The organism is Cryobacterium arcticum, assembly GCF_001679725.1.
GTDB lineage: Bacteria > Actinomycetota > Actinomycetes > Actinomycetales > Microbacteriaceae > Cryobacterium > Cryobacterium arcticum_A.
The window spans coordinates 2,694,213-2,715,323 of sequence record NZ_CP016282.1; the positions used below are offsets into that span (position 1 = coordinate 2,694,213).

At 69.3% G+C, this 21,111-nt stretch carries 16 protein-coding genes; 7 read left to right on the forward strand and 9 right to left on the reverse strand.

All coding sequences use genetic code 11. The features are described from left to right. Nucleotides 1–180 precede the first annotated feature (180 nt). The 6 genes from PA27867_RS12120 to rsmI form a co-directional block, all read right to left on the reverse strand. Nucleotides 181–1,986: an ABC-F family ATP-binding cassette domain-containing protein gene (locus tag PA27867_RS12120; protein ID WP_066596659.1), complete on the reverse strand. Its 1,806-nt coding sequence runs from the start codon at nucleotides 1,984–1,986 to the stop codon at nucleotides 181–183. Between the two features lie 1,502 nt (nucleotides 1,987–3,488). After that, nucleotides 3,489–4,424 carry a 4-(cytidine 5'-diphospho)-2-C-methyl-D-erythritol kinase gene (locus PA27867_RS12125; RefSeq protein WP_066596661.1) on the reverse strand — a complete coding sequence of 312 codons (936 nt, stop codon included), beginning with the start codon at nucleotides 4,422–4,424 and terminating at the stop codon, nucleotides 3,489–3,491. A gap of 59 nt (nucleotides 4,425–4,483) precedes the next feature. Then, nucleotides 4,484–5,377, reverse strand: a complete 894-nt coding sequence (rsmA, locus tag PA27867_RS12130; RefSeq protein WP_066596662.1) for a 16S rRNA (adenine(1518)-N(6)/adenine(1519)-N(6))-dimethyltransferase RsmA — start codon at nucleotides 5,375–5,377, stop codon at nucleotides 4,484–4,486. Further along, entirely contained in the window at nucleotides 5,374–6,330 is a 957-nt protein-coding gene (locus PA27867_RS12135; protein WP_066596663.1) for a TatD family hydrolase, read from the reverse strand. The genes rsmA and PA27867_RS12135 overlap by 4 nt, the downstream gene beginning before the upstream one ends. Beyond that, the gene (gene metG, locus PA27867_RS12140; protein ID WP_066596664.1) at nucleotides 6,323–7,885 is read right to left on the reverse strand and encodes a methionine--tRNA ligase; all 1,563 of its coding nucleotides are present in this window, start codon (nucleotides 7,883–7,885) and stop codon (nucleotides 6,323–6,325) included. Before metG ends, PA27867_RS12135 begins: the two co-directional genes overlap by 8 nt. Before the next feature lie 69 nt (nucleotides 7,886–7,954). Next, nucleotides 7,955–8,830: a 16S rRNA (cytidine(1402)-2'-O)-methyltransferase gene (rsmI, locus tag PA27867_RS12145; RefSeq protein ID WP_066596665.1), complete on the reverse strand. Its 876-nt coding sequence runs from the start codon at nucleotides 8,828–8,830 to the stop codon at nucleotides 7,955–7,957. A 78-nt stretch (nucleotides 8,831–8,908) separates the two neighbouring features. On the opposite strand from rsmI, the gene PA27867_RS12150 reads away from it, so the two are divergent. From PA27867_RS12150 to PA27867_RS12180, 7 genes are all read left to right on the forward strand, one after another. Then, nucleotides 8,909–10,438, forward strand: a complete 1,530-nt coding sequence (locus tag PA27867_RS12150) for a dolichyl-phosphate-mannose--protein mannosyltransferase (protein WP_236900699.1) — start codon at nucleotides 8,909–8,911, stop codon at nucleotides 10,436–10,438. Nucleotides 10,439–10,628: 190 nt separating this feature from the next. Continuing rightward, nucleotides 10,629–11,729, forward strand: a complete 1,101-nt coding sequence (locus PA27867_RS12155; RefSeq protein WP_066596672.1) for a fatty acid desaturase family protein — start codon at nucleotides 10,629–10,631, stop codon at nucleotides 11,727–11,729. Nucleotides 11,730–11,805: 76 nt separating this feature from the next. Beyond that, entirely contained in the window at nucleotides 11,806–12,861 is a 1,056-nt protein-coding gene (locus tag PA27867_RS12160) for a YeiH family protein (protein ID WP_066596674.1), read from the forward strand. A 68-nt stretch (nucleotides 12,862–12,929) separates the two neighbouring features. Continuing rightward, nucleotides 12,930–14,231 carry an O-acetylhomoserine aminocarboxypropyltransferase/cysteine synthase family protein gene (locus PA27867_RS12165; protein ID WP_066596676.1) on the forward strand — a complete coding sequence of 434 codons (1,302 nt, stop codon included), beginning with the start codon at nucleotides 12,930–12,932 and terminating at the stop codon, nucleotides 14,229–14,231. Next, nucleotides 14,228–14,809 carry a CoA-binding protein gene (locus PA27867_RS12170; protein ID WP_066596685.1) on the forward strand — a complete coding sequence of 194 codons (582 nt, stop codon included), beginning with the start codon at nucleotides 14,228–14,230 and terminating at the stop codon, nucleotides 14,807–14,809. Before PA27867_RS12165 ends, PA27867_RS12170 begins: the two co-directional genes overlap by 4 nt. A gap of 35 nt (nucleotides 14,810–14,844) precedes the next feature. Beyond that, the gene (locus PA27867_RS12175) at nucleotides 14,845–16,224 is read left to right on the forward strand and encodes an L-serine ammonia-lyase (RefSeq protein ID WP_084021077.1); all 1,380 of its coding nucleotides are present in this window, start codon (nucleotides 14,845–14,847) and stop codon (nucleotides 16,222–16,224) included. Nucleotides 16,225–16,302: 78 nt separating this feature from the next. Further along, nucleotides 16,303–16,797, forward strand: coding sequence for a LysM peptidoglycan-binding domain-containing protein (locus tag PA27867_RS12180; RefSeq protein ID WP_066596687.1), 495 nt, complete (start codon nucleotides 16,303–16,305; stop codon nucleotides 16,795–16,797). 36 nt (nucleotides 16,798–16,833) lie between these two features. Here PA27867_RS12180 and PA27867_RS12185 read toward each other — a convergent pair whose 3' ends face one another. From PA27867_RS12185 to PA27867_RS12195, 3 genes are all read right to left on the reverse strand, one after another. After that, complete coding sequence (locus tag PA27867_RS12185; protein WP_157109210.1) at nucleotides 16,834–18,003, reverse strand: Gfo/Idh/MocA family oxidoreductase; 1,170 nt, start codon at nucleotides 18,001–18,003, stop codon at nucleotides 16,834–16,836. A 23-nt stretch (nucleotides 18,004–18,026) separates the two neighbouring features. After that, nucleotides 18,027–18,506 carry an Lrp/AsnC family transcriptional regulator gene (locus PA27867_RS12190; protein ID WP_066596688.1) on the reverse strand — a complete coding sequence of 160 codons (480 nt, stop codon included), beginning with the start codon at nucleotides 18,504–18,506 and terminating at the stop codon, nucleotides 18,027–18,029. 90 nt (nucleotides 18,507–18,596) lie between these two features. Beyond that, nucleotides 18,597–21,095 (reverse strand): DEAD/DEAH box helicase, encoded by a 2,499-nt coding sequence (locus PA27867_RS12195; RefSeq protein WP_066596690.1) that lies wholly within the window; start codon nucleotides 21,093–21,095, stop codon nucleotides 18,597–18,599. Between the last annotated feature and the right edge of the window lie 16 nt (nucleotides 21,096–21,111).

Consider the following 21,111-nt stretch of genomic DNA (forward strand, 5'->3'; position numbering starts at 1 on the left):
GGGGAATCTGTGCCGCAACGTCGCGTGGCACTCTTCTACGTTAACCGCAGGACACTCGACGACTGAACCGCGCGGACACACTTCGTCACAGATGCTGCGACAAACGCCGCCCAGTCACAGGATCTGCGAGCTGGGCGGCGGTTCAGCGAACCGGGTCGCCGTGCGGGTGAAACAAGTGGATCACTTCTCGAGCAGGACCGACAGTTCCACCCAGCGGGTCTCGAAGCCCGCGACGGCGTCTTCGGCCGCGGCGACCTCGGCCTGAAGTGCACCGAGACCCGTGTAGTCGCTCTGGTCATGCGCGGCCAGAGCGTTGTGCAGCTCCTTGATCTTCGCCTGCTGCTTGGCCACCTTGCGGTCGATCGAGGCGAGTTCCTTCTGGGCGTTCCGCAGCTCGGCGCCGCCGAGAGCCGGCTTGCCGGAGGCCTTGACGTTGGCCGAGGTGGGCGACGCGGCATCCGCCGTGAACGAACCGCCGGCGACCTGGCGCTTGCGCAGCTCCAGGTACTGGTCGACACCGCCGGGCAGGTGGTGGAACCCGCCGTCGGAGACCGCGTACTGGTTGTCGGTGACCCGTTCGATGAGGTACCGGTCGTGCGAGACGACGAGCAGCGTGCCGGGGAAGGAGTCGAGCAGGTCTTCCATGGCCGCGAGCATGTCGGTGTCCAGGTCGTTGGTGGGCTCGTCGAGGATGAGCACGTTCGGCTCGTCCAGGACGATCAGCAGCAGCTGCAGGCGACGCTTCTGCCCACCGGAGAGGTCCTTGACCTGGGTGGACAGCTGCGCGCTCATGAAGCCCATGCGCTCGAGCATCTGGCCGGGCGTGATCTCCTTGCCGCCGGCCATGTACGAGGTGCGCTGGCGGGCGATGACGTCGCTGACCCGGTCGTTGCGGATGTCGTCGAGCTCGAACAGCTGCTGGGTGAGCACGGCGACCTTGATGGTCTGTCCGCGCTTGACCTTGCCGGTGTCGGGGGCGAGGGTGCCGGCGACCAGGTTGAGCAGAGTCGACTTTCCGGCGCCGTTGACGCCCAGGATGCCGGTGCGCTCGCCCGGCGCGATCAGCCAGGTGATGTTGTTGAGCACGGTCTTCTCGCCGAAGCTCACGGAGACGTCGACGAGGTCGACCACATCCTTGCCGAGGCGCTGCATGGCCATCGACTGCATCGACACGGTGTCGCGGGGCGGCGGCTCGTTCTCGATCAGTTCGTTGGCGGCGTCAATGCGGAACTTGGGCTTGGCCGTGCGGGCCGGGGCTCCGCGGCGCAGCCACGCCAGCTCCTTCTTCATCAGGTTCTGGCGCTTGCCTTCCATGACGGCGCTCATCCGGTCGCGCTCGACGCGCTGCAGGATGTAGGCGGCGTAACCACCCTCGAACGGTTCGATCAGGCGGTCGTGCACCTCCCAGGTCATGTTGCAGACCTCGTCGAGGAACCACCGGTCGTGCGTGACGACCACGAGGCCGCCGGAGTTCTGGGCCCAGCGGTTCTTGAGGTGCCCGGCGAGCCAGGAGATGCCCTCCACGTCGAGGTGGTTGGTGGGCTCGTCGAGGAAGACCACGTCGTGGTCGCCGATGAGCACCTGGGCGAGGGCCACCCGGCGGCGCTGGCCACCGGAGAGGTCGTCGACGAGGGTGTCCCAGGGGATGTCGCGGACGAGGCCCGCGATCACGTCGCGTACCTTCGCGTCGCCGGCCCAGACGTGCTCGTCGATGCCGCCCACGATGGTGTGGCCGACGGTCTGGCCGTTGACGAGGTCGTCGGACTGGTCGAGCACGCCGATGGTGACGCCGCGCCTTCGGGTCACCCGGCCGGAATCGGGCTCCATGCGGCCGGCGAGCAGGCGCAGGAGGGTGGACTTGCCGTCGCCGTTACGTCCGACGATGCCAATGCGGTCGCCCTCGTTCAGTCCGGCGGTGACGCTGTCGAAGATGACGCGGGTGGGAAATTCAAGGTGCAGGGACTCGGCCCCGAGCAAATGTGCCATAGGGTTCGAGCCTAGCCGTCGCAGCTGAGTGCCCGGACCGCGGTCACAGCCCCGCGAGCCGCCCGACACCCGCGCACCCACGCCAATCGAGCCTGTCGAGATCCCGCGAGCCGACAAGCAATCGCGACCCCAACGTTGATCGAGCCTGTCGAGATCCCGCGAGCCGATCCGCAGGCCGGGTCACCAGGTCTCGACAAGCTCGACCGACGAGGCGGGAACCATCCGCAGACCGGGTCACCATCCGCTCCTCGGCGCAGCGCCTCCGCGAGCCGACAAACGGTCGCGACCCACACGTTGATCGAGCCTGTCGAGATCCCGCGAGCCGTTCCGCGGTCGCGACCCACACGCCGATCGAGCCTGTCGAGATCCCGCGAGCCGTTCCGCAGAACGAGTCACCAGGTCTCGACAAGCCCGACCGACGAGGCGGGGAACCATCCGCAGACCGGGTCACCAGGTCTCGACGAGCTCGACCGACGAGACGGGAACCATCCGCAGGCCGGGTGACCATCCGCTCCTCGACGCACCGCATCCGCGAGCCGACAAACGGTCGCGACCCCAACGCCGATCGAGCCTGTCGAGATCCCGCGAGCCGATCCGCAGACCGGGTCACCGGGTCTCGACAAGCTCGACCGACGAGACGGGAACCATCCGCAGACCGGGTCACCATCCGCTCCTCGACGCACCGCATCCGCGAGCCGACAAACGGTCGCGACCCCAACGCCGATCGAGCCTGTCGAGATCCCGCGAGCCGTTCCGCAGGACGAGTCACCAGGTCTCGACAAGCTCGACCGACGAGACGGGGAACCATCCGCAGACCGGGTCACCAGGTCTCGACAAGCTCGACCGACGAGGCGGGAACCATCCGCAGACCGGGTCACCATCCGCTCCTCGGCGCAGCGCCTCCGCGAGCCGACAAACGGTCGCGACCCACACGTTGATCGAGCCTGTCGAGATCCCGCGAGCCGATCCGCAGGCCGGGTCACCAGGTCTCGACAAGCTCGACCGACGAGGCGGGAACCATCTGCAGACCGGGTCACCAGGTCTCGACAAGCTCGACCGACGAGACGGGAACCATCCGTAGACCGGGTCACCATCCGCTCCTCGGCGCAGCGCCTCCGCGAGCCGACAAACGGTCGCGACCCCAACGCTGATCGAGCCTGTCGAGATCCCGCGAGCCGAACCGCGTTCGCGACCCACACGCCGATCGAGCCTGTCGAGATCCCGCGAGCCGTTCCGCAGGACGAGTCACCAGGTCTCGACAAGCTCGACCGACGAGACGGGAACCATCCGCAGGCCGAGTCACCATCCGCTCCTCGGCGCAGCGCCTCCGCGAGCCGACAAACGGTCGCGACCCCAACGTTGATCGAGCCTGTCGAGATCCCGCGAGCCGATCCGCAGACCGGGTCACCAGGTCTCGACAAGCTCGACCGACGAAGCGGGAACCATCCGCAGGTCGGGTCGCCGGGACTCGGCACGCTCGACCGACGAGCTGGAGAGCGCGGCTAGCTGGTCAGGATGCGGGCTCCGTGTACCGGGCCGGTGGCGCGCACCACGTGCAGCCGGGCGGCGCTCAGCGCCACCTGCAGCTCGAGGGCGGCGTCGGTGTCGGGCACGAGGAACGCGACCGTGGGACCGGAGCCGGAGAGGATGCCCGCCAGTGCGCCGTTCGCCTCGCCGAGCTCGAGCACCCGGCCCAGGCCCGGCGCGAGCTGGAGCGCGGGGGCCTGCAGGTCGTTGTGCATCGACTCGGCGAGCATGGCCGGGTCGCCGGCGCGCAGGGCCTGCAGAACGTCGGCGTCGACGGTGGGCTGAACCTGGGCGGGAAAGATGTCCTGGGCGTGCCGGGTGCGGTGCCGGTCGAGCTCGCTGTACACCGAGGGGGTGGACATGCCGAACTCGGCCAGGGCGAGCACCCAGTGGAACTGGCCCTTGGCCAGCGCCGGGCTGAGCTGGTCTCCGCGGCCCGTGCCGATGGCGGTGCCGCCCGTGAACGCGAACGGCACGTCGGCGCCCAGGGTCGCCGCGATCTTGAGCAATTCGTCCTTGCCCAGGTCGGTTCCCCAGAGCGCGTCGCAGGCCAGCAACGTGGCCGCCGCATCCGCTGAGCCGCCGCCCATGCCGCCGGCGATGGGCACGTTCTTGTCGATCTGCAGGCGCACGCCGCCGCGGAATCCGGTGGCCGCGGCCAGCGCACGCGCCGCCTTGATCGCGAGGTTGCTGTCGTCCACGGCCAGGCCGGAGGTGTCGACGGAGCCGGTGAACTCGACGCTGAAATCGTCGGCCGCCCTGGCGCGCACGTCTTCGTAGAGCGAGACGGCCTGGAACGCCGTCGCGAGGTCGTGGTAGCCGTCGTCCATCACGGCCCCCACCTTGAGGAAGACGTTGATTTTGCCCGGTGCCCTCGCATGCACAACCGGTGAGGTCGCCGTGTTGGTCATGGATCTAACCTAGCCCAGCGGCGCGAGGCGCTCGGCGCACACGCCAGTGCCGCACCCGCTCAGGAGGAGGTCCAGGCCCGGGCGATGGTGAGGAAGTCGTCCACCGTGAGCTGCTCGCCACGTTCGGTGGGGTCGATCCCCGCCTTGGTGAGCACGGCGGTGGCCTGGTTCGAGTCGCCCAGCACCGTCGACAGCGACTGACGCAGCATCTTCCGGCGCTGCTGGAACGCGCCGTCGACGAGCGCGAACGTGGCCAGGCGCAGCTCCTCGGATTCCAGCTCCTCGGTGCGGCGCTCGAACGCGATGAGGATGGAATCGACGTTGGGGACCGGCCAGAACACCTGCCGGCTCACCTTGCCGGCCGTGCGGAACCGGCCGTACCAGGCGGCCTTCACGCTGGGGCTGCCGTAGATCTTGGATCCGGGGGCCGCGGCGAGCCGTTCGCCCACCTCGGCCTGCACCATCACCACACCGGCTCGGATGGACGGGAAGTGCTCGAGCAGGTGCAGCAGCACCGGGACCGACACGTTGTAGGGCAGGTTGGCGACCAGCCGGGTCGGCTCCCCCGGCAGCTCGGCGATCTTCAGCGCGTCGGCACGGATGACGGTGAGCCGGGCGGCGGGCTGCATGAGCCGCACGGTGAGCGGCAGCTGCTCGGCGAGGCGGTCGTCGATCTCCACGGCCACGACCTCCGCGCCGGCTTCGAGGATGCCCAGGGTGAGCGAGCCGAGCCCCGGGCCGACCTCAACGACGGTCTCGCCGGGCTGCACGGCGGCGACCTTGACGATGCGCCGCACGGTGTTGCCGTCGATGACGAAGTTCTGGCCGAGCTTCTTGGTGGGGTTCACGCCGAGCATCTCGGCGAGGTCGCGGATCTCGGCCGGGCCGAGCAGCGTCGGTGCGGCCGGTGCGTGCGCCGGCTCGTGGGCGGGTGTGGGGGCAGAGTCGGTCATGCGAGGCCTCCGGCCGGGCTGGTGCTGGGGTTTCGGCGGGTGTCGGTCAACACCACGGGTTCCGCATCCCAGCGGCCGTAGACGAGTTCGGTGTTCGAGGTGATCTGCGCGGCGAGCACCGAGACATCCGTCTGCAGATGCGCCGCCATGGCGCGCAGGGTGTGCGGCAGCAGGTACGGGGCGTTGGGCCGGCCGCGGTGGGGCGTGGGGGTGAGGTAGGGGGCGTCGGTCTCGACCAGGAGCAGCGCGCGCGGGGCCACCTCGAGGGCCTCGCGCAGGGTGGCGGCGTTCTTGAAGCTCACCGGGCCGGCGAACGACATGTACCAGCCCTGGTCCGCGCAGAGCCGGGCCAGCTTCGCGCCGCCGGAGAAGCAGTGGAACACGGTGCGCTCGGGCGCGCCGACGCGCAGCAGGGTCTCGACGACCTCGTCGTGGGCGTCGCGGTCGTGGATCTGCAGCGCCAGGCCGTGCCGTTTGGCGATCGCGATGTGGGCCTCGAAGGAGCGGAACTGCGCGGCCCGGCCGTCGGGGGCGGTGCGGAAGAAGTCCAGTCCGGTCTCGCCGATCGCGACCACGCGGGGCCGGGCGGCGAGCTCGTCGATCACGGCGAGGCCCTCGTCGAGGGTGCCGGCCGCTTCGAGCTCCGGCGCGTCGTTGGGGTGGATGGCGACGGCGGCGAGCATCCGCGGCTCGCGGGAGGCCGCCTCGGCGGACCAGCGCGAGGTGGCCACATCGGTGCCCACCTGGATCACGCCGCGCACGCCCACGCTCGAGGCCCGGTCGAGCTGTTCGGTGACCGACAAGGGGGTGATGCCGTCGGAGATCTCCAGGTGGGTGTGGTTGTCGTAGACGCCCACGACCAGCGGCTCGGGGGCGGGCGGGTAGACCAGGTCTCGTCCGGTGCCCGCCTCTCGCGCCCGGATGTGGGTGGTTTCGGCGGGCTCGTTAGCCAACGGCGGCCTCGATGCGCGGGAACAGGGCCGCCAGCGGTGACACGTGGGTGCCGCCGGTCCATTCCCAGGCCCGGTCGATGCGGGCGTCCTGCACGTCTCCGGCGCCGCCCAGGGCGCTCCACAGCGTGGCGGTGGCCTGCGGGGTCACCGGGGACAGCAGCACGGCGAGGGTGCCGAGCCCCCGCACCACGGTGTGCAGCACGGTTTCGAGGCGTTCCCGGTCGTCGGGGTTCTTGGCCAGCGCCCACGGCTCCTGCAGGGTGATGTAGCCGTTGAGTTCGTCGACGAGTTCCCACACGGCAGCGAGGGCGTCGTGCAGGGCGAGCCTGTCGATGGCCTCGTTGGCGGTCTGGGTGACCCGGATGGCCGTGGCGTGGATGGCGGCATCCGCGTCCGTGGGCTCGCCGCCGGCCGGGATCTCGCCGTCGCAGTAGCGCACGACCATGGCGATGACGCGGGAGGCCAGGTTGCCGAAGCCGTTGGCCAGCTCGGACTGGTACCGGGCGGACAGGTCCTCCCAGGAGAACGACCCGTCCTGGCCGAAGCTGATGGCGCGCATGAAGTAGTACCGGAACGTGTCGGATCCGAAGACGTCGGTGATCTGGTTCGGGGCGATGCCGGTGAGCTTGGACTTGCTCATCTTCTCGCCGCCCACCAGGAGCCAGCCGTGGCCGAACACCTGGGTGGGCACCGGCAGGCCGGCGGCCAGCAGCATGGCGGGCCAGATGACGGCGTGGAAGCGCAGGATGTCCTTGCCGACGATGTGCGTGGCCGGCCAGAGGCGGCTGAACTTCGCATCGTCCTGGCCGTAGCCGGCGGCGGTGATGTAGTTGAGCAGCGCGTCGAACCACACGTAGACGACGTGACTGTCGTCCCACGGCACCTTGATGCCCCAGTCGAAGCTCGAGCGCGAGATCGACAGGTCACTCAGGCCCTGCTTGACGAAGGAGATGACCTCGTTGCGGGCGGACTCGGGCTGGATGAAGGTGGGGTTGGCCTCGTAGAGGGCCAGCAGCTGGTCGGTGAAGGTGCTCATCCGGAAGAAGTAGTTCTTCTCGTGCAGCAGCTCCACGGGGATGGAGTGGATGGCGCAGACCTGCTGGCCGGTGTATTCGCCGGTGCCGTCGACCAGGTCGCCGGGCTGCTTGTACTCCTCACAGCCCACACAGTAGAAGCCCTCGTACTCGCCCGTGTAGATGTGGCCGGCGTCGAAGAGGTGCTGCAGGAACTTCTGCGCGTTCACCTCGTGGCGCTCGTCGGTGGTGCGGATGAAGTCGTCGTTCCGGATGTCGACGGTCTTCAGCAGCGGCTTCCACGCGGTCTCCACCAGCCGGTCGGCCCACTGCTTGGGGGTGACGCCGTTGGCGGTGGCGGTGCGCAGGATCTTCTGGCCGTGCTCGTCGGTGCCGGTGAGCAGCCAGGTGTCCTCCCCACGCTGGCGGTGCCAGCGCGCGAGAACGTCCGCGGCCACCTCCGTGTAGGCGTGCCCGATGTGCGGGACATCATTCACATAGAAAATAGGCGTGGTGATGTAGAAAGAATTGCCGTCGGACATGCTCACATCTTATGGGGAGCCACGGAGAAGTCCGACCCCGTTACGCCGTGCGGCAGGCTCGGTGCCCGCTCAGGAGAGCGGGAAATCGGGCTGCGGCTCGGCCTTCCGACGGGTCGACCCGGCCTCAGCGGAGCGGCCCGTGAGGGCGGCCTCGTAGAGGTCGCGCTTGCCGAGCCCCGAGGCGGCGGACACGTCGGCCGCGGCGTCCTTGAGCCGGGCTCCCGCGGCGACGAGGGCGAGGACCTCTTCGACGCCCGTGGCCAGGTCGAGCACCCGGGCTTCGGCGCCCGCGACGACCACGCAGATCTCCCCGCGCACGCCCGCCTCGGCCCACTCGGCCAGTTCGGCGGCGGTGCCGCGCTTGACCTCTTCATAGAACTTGGTCAGCTCCCGGCAGACCACCACACGCCGGCCGGCGCCGAGCACGGCGGCGAGGTCGGTCAGCGACGCGGCCAGTCGGTTGGGCGATTCGAAGAAGACCATGGTGCGACGCTCGGTGGCCACCTCGCGGAGGGCCTGCATCCGTTCACCGTGCTTGCGGGGCAGGAAGCCCTCGAAGGTGAAGCGGTCGGTGGGCAGCCCCGACACGGCCAGTGCGGTGAGCACGGCCGACGGGCCGGGCAGCGCCGTGACGGTGACGCCGGCAGCGATGGCGGCATCCACCAGGTGGAAGCCGGGGTCGGAGACCGTGGGCATGCCCGCGTCGCTGAGCACGAGCAGGTCGGTGTCGCGGGCCAGCTCGACGAGCTCGGCGGCCTTGCCGCGCTCGTTGTGGTCGTGCAGCGCGATCAGCCGGGGCCGGTTCTCCACCCCGAGGGCCTTGAGCAGGTGCACGGTCACCCGGGTGTCCTCAGCGGCGATCACGGTGCTCGTGCGCAGCGCCTCGATGAGGCGGGTCGAGGCGTCCCCGAGGTTTCCGATGGGGGTGGCAGCCAGAATGATCATGGTCACAGTCTCGCATCCCCCTCCCCCGGGGCCCGTTCCCCACGGCCCGTGGACGTGGCGGCTCACTACGATGGTCAGGTGCTGCTCACCCTGCGATCGACCGACCGTTGGCCCGCCCTGTGGACCCACCGGTGGGTGCGTCTGGCGGGCCCCGCGCTGGTGCTGTTGCTCGCCGCCGTCCTGAGGTTCGTCAACCTCGGTCACCCCGGCGCCCTCGTGTTCGACGAGACCTTCTATGTGAAGGATGCCTGGAGCCTGTTCAATAACGGCTACGAGTCGACCTGGCCCGCTGAAGCGGATGCCCTGTTCGCCGCCGGGCAGAGCAACATCTTCGGCACCGCACCGTCGTTCGTGGTGCATCCGCCGCTCGGCAAGTGGCTCATCGCGCTGGGCATGGCGGCCTTCGGCGCCGACAACCCGTGGGCCTGGCGCATCGTCACGGCGCTCATCGGGGTGCTGGCCGTTGCCCTGCTGATGCTCATCGCGAAGAAACTGTTCGGCTCGGTTCTGCTGGCCACGATCGCCGGTTTCCTCTTCGCCATCGACGGCAACGCCATCGTGATGAGCCGGGTGGCGCTGCTCGACAACTACGTGATGTTCTTCGCCTTGCTCGGCTTCGGTGCGGTGCTGATGGACCGTGACCACCATCGGGCGCGCCTGGGCGCCTGGCTGAACGAACGGCGGGACAACGAGGTCGAGCCCACCTGGGGCCCCGCGCTCTGGTGGCGCCCCTGGGTGTTCGCCGCCGGGCTCGCCTTCGGGCTGGCCTGCTCGGTGAAATGGTCCGGGGTCTACTTCCTCGCCGCGTTCGGCATCTATCTCGTCGTCGTCGACGCCCTGGCCCGGCGCCGGGCCGGCCTGCCGTTCTGGATCAGCGGGGCGATCCTCAAGCAGGGCCCGGTGACGTTCCTGTTGATGGTGCCGGTGGCCGTCGTCACGTTCCTGATCTCCTGGACCGGCTGGTTCGTCACCCGGGGCGGGTACTACCGCGACTGGGCAGACCAGGCCGGGCAGGCCTGGACCGGCGCGCTGGCCTGGGTGCCGCACTCCGTGCAGAGTTTCTGGCACTACCAGAGCGCCGCGTACGCGTATCACGTGGGCCTGGTCACGCCGCATCCGTACCAGGCGAACCCGCTCACCTGGCTGGCGATGACCCGCCCCACGAGCATGTACTACCAGGGCAGCAGCCTGGGCGAGAGCGGCTGCGGGTACACGACGTGCTCGGAGGCCATCACCGGCATCGCCAATCCGCTGATCTGGTGGGCTGCCAGCGCCGCGATCCTGTACCTGGTCTACCGACTGGCGCGGTATCGCGAGTGGCGCGTCGGCCTGGTCCTGATGGGCATGGTCGCCGGCTACCTGCCCTGGCTGATGTACCTGAACCGCACGGTCTTCCAGTTCTACACGATCGCGTTCGAGCCCTACCTGCTGCTCGGTCTCACCTTCGTCATCGGCATGCTGATCAAGTCCGGCGCCGGGCGCACGATCGTGATCGTCTTCCTGGTCCTTGCCACCCTGGTGAGCGCATTCTTCTTCCCGCTCTGGACCGGTGCGCAGGTCCCGTTCGGCTTCTGGCAACTGCACATCTGGCTGCCGAGCTGGCGCTGACCGGCACAAACGGGTTTATTGCAGTCTCTGCATGCAAGGCGACGTATGCCAGAATTGGAATACATCCCCTGTTAAAGGCGTGTGAATTGCGGGCGTTTTGGGGGAATCGACCCGTAGGATGGCCGGTATCTGATTGACGAGTGTTTGCTCTACAACCGACTGAGAAGTCCAGATACAAACCAAAGGCCTCATGTCGGAAGCATCTGCCGCACCCACGGTGCGTATTGTCCGCACTCGCAAGGGTGGCGACTCCAAGAATCCCACCACCGAGTACTCCTCCCTCCTGCACACCGTGCGCAACCTCGGCCTGCTGCAGCGCCGCACGGGCTTCTACTGGGGTATGTTCGCCGCCCTGGTGCTGATCACAGCCGGCCTGGGCGTGGGCTTCGTCCTGCTCGGTGACTCCTGGTACCAGCTCATCATCGCCGGCGTGCTCGGCCTGATCCTCACCCAGTTCGCTTTCCTGGCCCACGAGGCCTCGCACCGCCAGGTGTTCGAGTCCGGCCCCGCCAATGACCGGGCCGGCCGCATCCTCGCCAACCTCTTCGTCGGCATCAGCTACGCCTGGTGGATGACCAAGCACAGCCGTCACCACGCCAACCCGAACGTGGTCGGCAAGGACCCCGACATCGACCCCGACTTCATCGTGTTCCGCGAGGAAGACGCCGCGAAGGTCAACTGGATCACCTCCTTCATGACCCGCAAGCAGGGCTACCTGTTCTTCCCGCTGCTCACCCTCGAGGGCATCAACCTGCACATCCAGGGGTTCAAGACCGTCTTCGGCAAGGGCAAGGTCGACAAGCGCTGGCTCGAGATCACCATGCTCACCAGCCGCATCGTGCTGTACTTCGCCGTCATCTTCTACTTCCTCCCGCTCGGCATGGCGTTCGCGTTCATCGGCGTGCAGATGGCCGTCTTCGGCGTGTACATGGGTGCGTCCTTCGCGCCCAACCACAAGGGCATGCCGCAGCTGCCGCACGAGAGCAAGGTCGACTTCCTGCGCCGTCAGGTGCTCACCTCGCGCAACATCCGCGGCGGCACCGTCATGGACACCTTCATGGGCGGCCTGAACTATCAGGTCGAGCACCACCTGTTCCCGAACATGGCCCGCCCGCACCTCAAGAAGGCGCAGGAGATCACCAAGGAATACTGCGAGTCGAACAAGATCCTCTACACCGAGACGGGCCTGTTCGAGTCGTACGGCATCGTGATCGCCTACCTCAACAAGGTGGGCCTGGCCGCACGTGACCCGTTCGACTGCCCGATGGTGCAGCGCTTCCACCACCGCTAGCGCAGAACCGGCTCGCGAACACAGCCCCAAGAATCCCCGCCGGATTCTTGGGGCTGTTCTCGTGGGTCGCGGCCGGATGGGTAGGGTTGAGCGGGTGTGGATCTGGGGAATTGCGGCGGCCGCCGGGGCCACGCTCGTGGCGTGGGCCGTGCACAGCATCGTGCCCGCCGTGCCGCTACTCACCGTCGCCGTGGTCCTCGGGATCATCGTGGGGCAGCTGCCCGTGCTGCGCCCCGCCGTCACCGGCGCACTGAAACCCGGCCTCTCCGTGGCGGCCAAGCGCCTGATGCGGCTCGGCGTGGTGTTGCTCGGGCTCAAGCTCAGCCTCGTCGACATCGCGGGCCTGGGCTGGCTCACCATCACGACCACCGTGCTCATCGTCATCCTCACCTTTTTCGGCACGCTCTGGCTCGGCCGCACGATGGGCCTGCCCGGGCACCAGCCGCTGCTGATCGCCACGGGCTTCGCCATCTGCGGCGCCTCCGCCATCGGCGCCATGAGCGGCGTGGTCAAGGCCAAGGACGAGGAGACCGCGACCCCGGTGGCGCTCGTCACCCTGTGCGGAACGCTCGCGATCGGCGTGCTGCCGCTGCTCTGGCATCCGCTGGGCCTGACCGACCTGCAGTTCGGCCACTGGGTGGGCGCGGGCGTGCACGACGTGGGCCAGGTCGTGGCCACCGCCCAGATCGCCGGAACCGCCGCCCTCGCCGTGGCCGTGGTCATCAAGCTCACCCGGGTGCTCATGCTGGCCCCCATCGTGGCGAGCGTCGCGGTGTACGAACGTCGCCGCCAGGCCGTCGCGGTGTCCCCGGTCGGGTCCGGCCTGCCGCAGTCCGACGACACCGCCACCGCCGCCGCGACGACCGGCGCCCGGCGCCCCCCGGTGCTGCCGCTGTTCGTGGCCGGCTTCCTGGCCCTGGTGCTCGTGCGCACCCTGGTTCCGCTTCCCCCGGCGGTCCTGGTCGCCGCCGACCTCGCCCAGACCGTGCTGCTGGCCATGGCCCTGTTCGGGCTGGGCACGGCCGTGCGCCTCGGCTCGCTGCTGCGCACCGGCGGACGGGCCCTGGGCGTGGGCTTGGCCTCCTGGCTGCTCATCGCGGTTCTCGCGCTGGGCGCCGTGCTGATCAGCTGAGCCGCCCGGGTTTCACTCTGTTACGCCGCGACCCGCGTCCGCCCGGCGGCGCCCGGTAGCGTACCTCCATGGCAGATCGCGAGTACGGCTTCACGACCAGGGCAATCCACGCCGGGAACATCCCCGACGCCGTCACCGGGGCACGGGCGCTGCCGATCTACCAAACCAGCGCGTTCGTCTTCGACGACACCGCGGATGCCGCCGCCCGCTTCGCCCTGCAGAAGTACGGCAATGTGTACTCCCGGTTGTCCAACCCCACCGTGGCCGCGTTCGAAGAACGCATCGCCAGCCTGGAGGGCGGTCTGGGCGCCGTCGCCACCGCATCGGGCCTGGCCGCGCAGTACATCACCTTCGCCAGCCTCGCCGGCGCCGGCGATCACATCGTCTCCAGCGCCAACCTCTACGGCGGCTCGATCACCCAACTCGACGTGACGCTGCGCCGGTTCGGTGTGGAGACCACCTTCGTGCAGTCCGCCGAGCCGGCCGACTACGCCGCGGCGATCACCCCCAAGACCAAGCTGATCTTCGCCGAGACCGTGGCCAACCCGTCCGGCGAGGTCGCCGACATCGAGGGGCTCGCCGCCGTCGCCCACGCTGCCGGGATCCCCCTCATCATCGACTCCACCATCGCCACGCCGTACCTCTGCCGGCCCATCGAATGGGGCGCCGACATCGTCATCCACTCCGCCACCAAGTTCCTCGGCGGCCACGGCACCACCCTCGGTGGCATCGTCGTGGAGAGCGGCCGGTTCAACTGGAACAGCGAGAAGTTCCCGCTGTTCACCGAACCGGTTCCCAGCTACGGCGGTCTGGAGTGGTCGGGCAACTTCGGCGAATACGCCTTCCTCACCCGCCTCCGCGCCGAACAGCTGCGCGACATCGGTCCGGTGCTCGCACCGCACTCCGCGTTCCTGCTCGCCCAGGGCGTCGAGACGCTGCCCTACCGGCTGCAGGCGCACGTGAACAACGCCCGCACCGTGGCCGAATGGCTGGATGCCGATCCCCGGGTCGACTTCGTCAACTGGGCCGGCCTGCCCGGCCACCCGCACTACGAACGCGGTCTCAAGTACCTGCCCAAGGGCCCTGGCTCGGTCTTCAGCTTCGGCGTCAAGGGCGGCCGCGACGCCGGCCGCACCTTCATCGAATCGGTCGACCTGGCCAGCCACCTGGCCAACATCGGCGACGCCAAGACCCTGGTGATCCACCCGGCCTCCACCACGCATGCCCAGCTCAGCGAGCAGCAGCTCGTGGACGCCGGCGTGCTCGCCGGGCTGGTGCGCATCAGCGTGGGCATTGAGGACGTCGACGACATCATTTACGATCTCGACCAGGCGCTGACCCGCGCCGCCGCCGCAGGAGGAACCGAATGAGCACCGAGACCGTGCCAGATTCCGAGACCGTGCAGCTCACCAACGGACTCAGCTGCAGCGTGCCCTCCGACTCCCCCCTGGCGAAACTGCTGCGCACCCAGCGCACTTGGGAGGGACCGGACGCCAAGGCGCGGCTGGGCATCCTGCGCTCGGCCAAATCGGTCGCCATCGTGGGCGCCTCCCCCAACCCGGCCCGCTCGAGCTACTTCGTCGGCACCTACCTGCAGCAGTCGAGCGATTACCGGGTCTACTTCGTCAACCCGCGCGCCGACACCATCCTCGGTCAGAAGGCCTACCCCGACCTGGCCTCGCTCCCGGAGGTGCCCGACATCGTCGACGTGTTCCGCAAGGCCTCCGACATCCCGCAGGTGTTGGACGACGCCCTCGCGGTCGGCGCGAAGACCGTGTGGGTGCAGCTGGGCATCTGGAACCAGGAGGCCGCCGAGTACGGCGAGTCGAAGGGCCTCACCATCGTGATGGACCGCTGCATCAAGATCGAGCACGCCCGCTTCCACGGCGGCCTGCACCTGCTCGGCTTCGACACCGGGCAGATCACGGCCCGCAAGACCATCCGGTAGCCGCCCGCCGACGCCGCCCGCGTACGATGGAGCGGGTGACTGCGTACGTATCGGCCCTCGACCTCTTCTCCATCGGAATCGGTCCATCCAGTTCCCACACCGTCGGCCCGATGCGGGCCGCCCGCGCCTTCGCCGAAAACCTGGCCGCCGGCGGCCGGCTCGGCGAGGTGGCGCGCATCCGCTGTTCGCTGTTCGGCTCGCTCGGGTCCACGGGCCTCGGCCACGGCACCCCGGATGCCGTGCTGGCCGGTCTCGCGGGCCTCCGCCCCGAGGTCTGCGACCCCGATGAGGTGCGGAACCTCTGGGCGCACCTCGCCGACGGCGCCACGCTGCGACTGAACGGCAGCCATCCGGTGGCCGTGCGGAAGAGCGACGTGGTGTTCGAGCCGCGCACCCGGCTCCCCGGGCACCCGAATGCGATGACGCTCACGGCCTACGGCTCCGACGAGTCGGCGCCGGCCGTTCTCGAGGAGACCTACTACTCGATCGGCGGCGGCTTCATCCGCCGCGACGGCGACCCGGTGCGCCCGGCGGCCACCGTGGCGCAGCCGATGCCGTACGCGTCGAGCGCGGCTCTGCTCGAGCTCTGTGACAGCCACGGAATCGGCATCTGCGACGTGGCCAGGGCCAACGAGGAGGCCGTGCACGGCGCGGACCGCCTCGACGCCGGACTCGACGCCATCTGGGCGGCCATGCACGCCTGCGTCGAGGCCGGCCTGCACGTAGACGGCACCCTTCCCGGCGGACTCGGGGTCAAGCGGCGAGCCTCGGCCATACGTATGCAATTGGAAGAATATGACGGTCTGACGCTGCGGGAACGGGACACCTCGACCGAGTGGCTGCACGCCTTCGCCCTCGCTGTGAACGAGGAGAACGCCTCCGGAGGCCGGGTCGTCACCGCGCCGACCAACGGCGCCGCGGGCATCATCCCCGCCGTCGCCCACTACTACCTGCGCTTCGTGCCCGGGGCCGGGGCCGCCGGGATCCGCCGGTTCCTGCTCACCGCCGTGGCCATCGGGTCGCTCGTCAAGGCGAACGCGTCGATCTCCGGTGCGGAGGGCGGCTGCCAGGCCGAGGTGGGCTCTGCCTGTGCGATGGCCGCCGGTGCGCTCTGCGCCGTGCTCGGCGGCACCCCGCGCCAGGTGGAGAACGCGGCGGAGATCGCCATGGAACATCACCTCGGACTCACCTGCGATCCCGTTGGCGGACTCGTGCAGGTGCCCTGCATCGAACGCAACGCGATCGCCGCCTCCACCGCGGTCTCGGCGGCCCGGCTCGCCCTGCACGGCGACGGCACCCACCTGGTGTCGCTGGACACGGTGATCGAGACCATGCGTCAGACCGGCCTGGACATGATGACCAAGTACAAGGAGACCAGCGAGGGCGGCCTGGCCGTCAACGTCATCGAGTGCTGAGACCGCACCCGAAGTGGGCACCTGCCACGGTCCCACGAACGTAATCCCTGACCTAAGCTGTCTTCTCGGGGGTACACCATGACCGAATCGCTGTTCACCGCACGACGTGCGTTCACCGTTGCCGTGCTCGCGGTCGCCGCTGCGGCGCTGAGCGGCTGCGCCCCGGCGCCGGCCCCCGTGGTGACCCAGACCATCGTCATCACGCCGACGCCGACGCCCACCCCGACACCGACACCCACCGCCACGCCGACGCCCGTGGCCACCACGCCGCCGGTCGCTGAGGCGGAACCGGACCCTTTGGTGGCCAACCCCGAGGTTCCTGAGGTTCCACTGCCAGAGGGCCCCGCCTACGACAACGGCGCCATCCCCGGCGCCCAGGCCGCCCCGGTGCGGGACGGCGCGGGCAACCTCACGAGCTACACGGTCATCGACGGTGACACGTTCTTCGACATCGCCCAGCGCTTCGACCTGCCGATGCAGCAGCTGCTCCGCATGAACCCGTCGGTGTCTGGGCTCGGCGAGAACATCCGCCTGCGCCAGGTGATCAACCTGGACTGGACGACGACGGGCTGATCCGCCGCCGCCCGTCTGCGGGTCAACCCGCCTGGGTCAGCGAGCCGCGTTGTGGATGCGTTCGATGAGCTCGATGGTGCGCACGGCATCGCCCGGCTCGACCGGAAGCGGCCCGCCCCGAAGCAGCGCATCGGCCAGCGTGCCGTAGAACGCGGCGTACTGGCCCGGCAGCGCGGGCACGGCCTGCGTCGCGCCGTCCGCTCCGAGCCGGCCCCAAGTGCTCTCGGGTTCGATCCCGAAGCCGGGGTCGCCGGGCAGGTTGCCCGCCTGGATGGCCGCCTCCTGGCCGTCGAGGCCCCACTTCACGTAGGCCGCGGCGGATCCGAGCACCCGGTAGCGCGGGCCCGCCTGGGCCGTGAACGAGCTCATCCACAGGTGTGATCGCACCCCGGAGCCGTGGTGCAGCGACACGAAGGTGTCGTCGTCGGCGACGCCGTCGGGGCGGCGGATGTTCAGCTCGGCTGTGACGTCGTCGACCGGTCCGAACAGCTGCACCGCCTGGTCGATCAGGTGCGCGCCGAGGTCGAACAACACGCCGCCGCCGGCCGCCGGGGTGGCCGCGGCCTTCCAGCTGCGGGGCGGGCCGGGCTTGAAGAACTCGAAGCGCGACTCGAACGTGTACACGTCGCCGAGCGCCCCGGTGCCCAGCAGAGCCCGCAGGGTGAGGAAGTCACCGTCCCAGCGCCGGTTCTGGAACACGGTGAGCGGCAGGCCCAGGCTGTCGGCCCGGTTCACCAGGGCCCAGCCCTCTTCGGAATCGACCGAGAACGGCTTGTCGATGACAACGGCGAGGCCGGCGTCGAGGGCGGCGTTCGCCAGGGCCACGTGGGTCTCCGGCGGGGTGCCGATGACCACGAGATCGAGGTCGTGGGCCTGACCGAACAGGGCCTCGCTGCTGGGCACGATGCGCACGCCCGGGTAGCTCTCCGTGGCCCGCGCGGCCCGCTCCGCATCACCGGTCACAATGGCGGCGAGGGTGAAGTCGGGGTTGGCCGCGAGGAACGGCGCATGGAAGACCCGACCGGACAGGCCGTAGCCGATGACCGCCGCGCGGATCGGCCCGGTCAGCGGCGCCCGGGTGCCGGTCGTGGGCGCGGCGCCGGGCGTCGTGCCGTGCTGAGGCCCAGGTCCGGGGCGCGGCCCAGGCCGGGGGGCGGGCTTCGGCGGGTTGATCGGGGATTCCGGCTGGATGTCTGAAGAGGCCATGGCCCGAGGTTACGCCCTTCCGGCTAGAGCGGCGGCGACACGTGGTCGAAGATGATGCTCGTGCGGGTGGCCGCCACCACCGGGTCGGCCGAGAGGTTGTCGACGACAAAACGGCGCAGCCCGTCGGTGTCACGCACGGCCACGTGCACGAGGAAGTCCTCGTTGCCACCCACGAAGAAGAACTGCACGACCTCGGGCAGTTCCCGGATGCGCGTGGCGAACGGGGTGATCTGGGACCGCGCCCCCGAGTGGATGTTGATGCTGATCAGCGCCTGCACGCCGAGGCCCAGCGCGGCCGGGTTGACATCCACCGTGAACCGGCGGATGACCCCGCGGCTCACCAGCGAGCGCACCCGTTCGAGGCAGGTGGACGCCGCGATGCCCACCGAGGCGGCCAGGGCGGAGTTCGACAGCCGGGCGTTGGTGCGGAGCAGTCCGAGCAGGCCCAGGTCGACGGCGTCGAGGGTGTCGGTGGACACGGCCACGCGGTTGGATGCGACCATGGGGTTCCTCGCTGCCGAAGGGTGCTCGGCAGGACCGCCGAACGGTTCCAATATATTCGACCGAACAGCGGTGAGACCGACGATCCCGGGCTAGAGCCGGTTGATGCCCGTCACTTTCAGAGCCGGCACGCCCAGCTCGTCGGACTCGGCCAGGTCAATCTCGGCGCTGATTCCCCAGTCATGGTCGCCGGCCGGGTCATCGAAGATCTGCCGGGCCGTCCACACCGAAGCGCCCTCGTCGAGGATGAGGAGCCCGGCGCCGCGGGCGTTCGCCCCGGCCAGCAGCTCCTCGTGCTCGGCGTAGTAGCCGTCCATGGCGTCGGCCCAGGCATCCGCCCCGAAGCCGTGTTCACGGTCGAGGTCGCCGAGCGCGTCGTAGTTCTCCAGCGCGGCCAGCTGCACCCGCCGGAAGAGTTCGTTGCGCACGAGGATGCGGAAGGCCCGGGTGTTGGTGGTGAGCCGGTGCGGCGCGGGCGGCACGACGGCGTGTGCGGTGGCCTCGTGAGCGGCCAGGTCGGGGTGGATGAGTTCCTCCCACTCGTCGAGCAGGCTGGAGTCCACCTGCCGCACAAGCTCACCGAGCCACTCGATCAGGTCGAGCAGGTCCTCGGTCTTGGCCTCGTCCGGGATGGTCTGCCGGGCGGCCCGGTAGGCATCCGAGAGGTAGCGCAGCACCACGCCCTCGCTGCGGGCGAGCTTGTAGTACGCCACGAACTCGCCGAACGACATGGCCCGTTCGTACATGTCGCGCACCACGGTCTTGGGGCGCAGGGGGAAGTCCGCGATCCAGGGCTGGGACTGCTTGTAGGTCTCGAACGCGTAGCTGAGCAGCTCGTCCAGGGGCTTGGGCCAGGTGATCTCCTCGAGCAGCTCCATGCGCTGGTCGTACTCGATACCCTCCTGCTTCATGGCGTTCACGGCCTCGCCGCGGGCCGCGAACTGCTGGCCCATCAGTACCGGGCGCGGGTCGTCGAGCGTGGACTCGAGGATCGAGATCATGTCGAGGGCGTAGGTGGGCGCCTCGATATCGAGCAGGTCGAAGGCAGCCAGCGCGAACGGTGACAGGGGCTGGTTGAGCGCGAAGTTGGCTTGCAGGTCGACGGTCAAGCGGATGCTGCCGTCCGCCCCCTGCTCGACGATGCCGGCCGCGCGCAAAGTCTTGTAGATGCCCAGGGCGCGGCGGGCGTGGGCGAGCTGGCGCTTCCAAGGCTCGTGGTTGTCGAACACCAGCGAGTAGACGTTGGCGTAGGCGTCGCCGCCGCGGGCGATGACGTTGATCAGCATGGCGCTGGTCATCTGCATGCTCGAGGTGAGGGTCTCCGGTTCGGCGTCGACCAGGCGCCTGAACGACGGCTCACCCCAGGAGACGAAGCCCTCAGGCGCGCGCTTGCGCACGATCTTGCGCTTCTTCTTGGGATCGTCGCCGGCCTTCTCGATGGCCTTGAGGTTCTCGGTCTCGTGGTCGGGCGCCTGCACCATCACGGTGCCGGCGGTGTCGTAGCCGGCCCGGCCGGCGCGGCCGGCGATCTGGTGGAACTCCCGGGCGTTGAGCTGGCGCATCTTGACGCCGTCGTACTTGGTCAGGGCGGTGAACAGCACGGTGCGGATGGGCACGTTGATACCCACGCCGAGGGTGTCGGTGCCGCAGATCACGCGCAGCAGGCCGCGCTGGGCGAGCTGCTCCACCAGGCGGCGATACTTGGGCAGCATGCCGGCGTGGTGCACGCCGATGCCCATCCGGATCAGCCGGGAGAGGGTCTTGCCGAAGCTCGTGGTGAACCTGAACTCGCCGATGAGCTCGGCGATGGCCTCCTTCTGCTCCTTGGTGACCACCTTCACGCTGGAGAGCGCCTGGGCGCGCTCGAGGGCGGCGGCCTGCGCGAAGTGCACGATGTACACGGGCGCCTGCCCGGTCTTGAGCAGGTCCTCCACGGTCTCGTGCACTGGGGTGGTCTCGTAGAAGTAGTGCAGCGGCACGGGCCGCTCGACACCGGTGACGACGGCGGTGTCGCGGTTGGTGCGCCGGGACAGGTCGGCGGCGATGTCGGTGACGTCGCCCAGGGTGGCCGACATGAGGATGAACTGCACGCGCGGCAGCAGCAGCAGCGGCACCTGCCAGGCCCAACCGCGGTCGGGGTCGGAGTAGAAGTGGAACTCGTCCATGACGACCTGGTCGACCGGGGTGTCCTCGCCGTTGCGGAGCGCCAGGTTGGCGAGGATCTCGGCGGTGCAGCAGATGATCGGGGCGTCGGAGTTGACCGACGAGTCGCCCGTCATCATGCCCACGTTCTCGGCGCCGAAGATCTCCACCAGCGCGAAGAACTTCTCGCTCACGAGCGCCTTGATCGGGGCGGTGTAGAAGCTGCGCTTGCCGGCCGAGAGGGCGGCGAAGTGCGCACCGACGGCCACGAGCGACTTGCCGGTTCCGGTGGGCGTGGAGAGGATCAGGTTCTGCCCCGACACGATCTCGATGACCGCCTCCTCCTGCGCCGGATAGAGACGGAGGCCCGCGTCCGCCGCCCAGAGTTCGAAGGCCTCGAAAAGCAGGTCCGGATCGGTGACGTGCGGAAGGGCGGTGAGGGTTGCCATGATCCCCCAATACTCC